This is a genomic window from Glutamicibacter sp. BW80 (assembly GCF_002332385.1).
Classification (GTDB): Bacteria; Actinomycetota; Actinomycetes; order Actinomycetales; family Micrococcaceae; genus Glutamicibacter.
In genome coordinates, this window is sequence record NZ_NRGV01000012.1 from 1 (window position 1) to 1,707 (window position 1,707).

The window sequence follows — 1,707 nt, forward strand, 5'->3', positions numbered from 1 at the left end:
CTAACCTCGGTATTTCATGGGGGTTCGGGTCACGGGCGCGTAATTAAGATGTAAAGGCACTCCTGACATGGGAAAATGTTGTTACCACACAGCAAAATTCTCATGAAACAAGGAGCACCTTTACGGTGAACAAGCCTACCCCTTTCTACCCGGCACCCCATGTTGACGCGCACGGGCACGGGATCGCGTCCCAAGCCGGCGGAATGCTGCTGACCCAGACCGCGATCGCCAGCGGTCTGATGGCAGGACTTTCCGAGGCGATGGTCCCGTGGCGCAAGCCCCTGTCCAGGCATGATCCGGGGAAGGTCCTCGTGGACCTGGCCTTGTCTCTGGCCATGGGCGGGGACTGCATTTCGGATGTGAACAGGTTGCGCTCCCAACCGGCGATCTACGGCCCGGTGGCCTCGAACCCGACTATCAGCAGGTTGATCGCCACGCTGAGCGGACCGGATCTGGACAAAGCGCTGGCCGCCATCAACGCGGCACGCGCCAAGGCCCGCGAACACGTCTGGACGCTGGCCGGGGAACACTCCCCGGCCCACGGCAGAACCCCCGAGGATCCGCTGGTGGTGGACCTGGACGCCTCGATCGTCATCTCCCATTCCGAGAAGGAAGAAGCGATGCCGACGTGGAAGAAAACCTTCGGCCACCACCCGCTGGCAGGCATGCTCGACCACGGTGCCGAAGGCACCGGCGAAGGGCTGTCCATGCAGCTGAGGGCGGGAAATGCCGGATCAAACACGGCAGCGGACCACATCGCCGTCACCCAGGCAGCGCTGGAACAGCTGCCGGCCGCATACCGCTCCGGTCGGCAGACCATGGTCCGCACCGACTCGGCCGGCGGCACCCACAAGTTCCTGGACTGGCTCACCGACCCGGAACGGGACCTGTCCTACTCGGTCGGGTTCACCATCACCGAGGCTATCGCCGAGGTGCTGCCGCTGATCCCCGAGGAAGGATGGACGCAGGCCTACAACAACGACGGCTACGAACGCGACGGAGCGTGGCTGGCGGACATCACCGGGATGCTTGACCTGTCCACCTGGCCTAAGGGCCTGAGGGTGGTCGTGCGGAAGGAAAAACCCCATGTTGGTGCCCAATTGCGGATCACCGACATCGACGGCATGCGTTACACGGCCTTCGCCACCAACCAGACCCGCGGCCAGCACGCGGCCCTGGAACTGCGCCACCGGCTGCGGGCACGCTGCGAAGACCGGATCCGCAATGCGAAGGACACCGGACTGGAAAACCTGCCCCTGCAGGCGTTCACCGGCAACACCCTGTGGTGCCACCTGGTGCTGATGGCCCTGGACCTGCTGGCCTGGATGCAAATGCTCGGACTCACCGGCACCCAGGCCCGGGTCTGGGAACCGAAGAAGCTGCGGGCCCAGCTCTTCGAGGTCGCCGGCAAGATCAGCACCCATGCTCGCAAACGCACCCTGCACTTCGCCGCCGCACCCCACACCGACCTGCTCCTGATGGCCCTGAATCGGCTGTCCGTGCTATCGCCGCCATAAAGCCCGGCGAAACCGCACCAACGAGCACGAAAGTAACCCCAAACACCTTTTCGGGCAGTGGAACCCCGAACGCACCACCGCCACCGGTTAGCGGTCAAAACGTCGTGCCCAAATGCCACAATAAGAACCGCCAGGCAGACGGTCAGCCCTGGTCTACCTGGAACCGGGGCTCATGAAATATCGAGGCTAA

General features: G+C 63.7%; 1 protein-coding gene. It reads left to right on the forward strand.

From position 1 onward, the window contains the following. Window positions 1-125 precede the first annotated feature (125 nt). Window positions 126-1,517, forward strand: a complete 1,392-nt coding sequence (locus tag CIK76_RS02415) for an IS1380 family transposase (RefSeq protein WP_096283212.1) — start codon at window positions 126-128, stop codon at window positions 1,515-1,517. Window positions 1,518-1,707 lie beyond the last annotated feature (190 nt).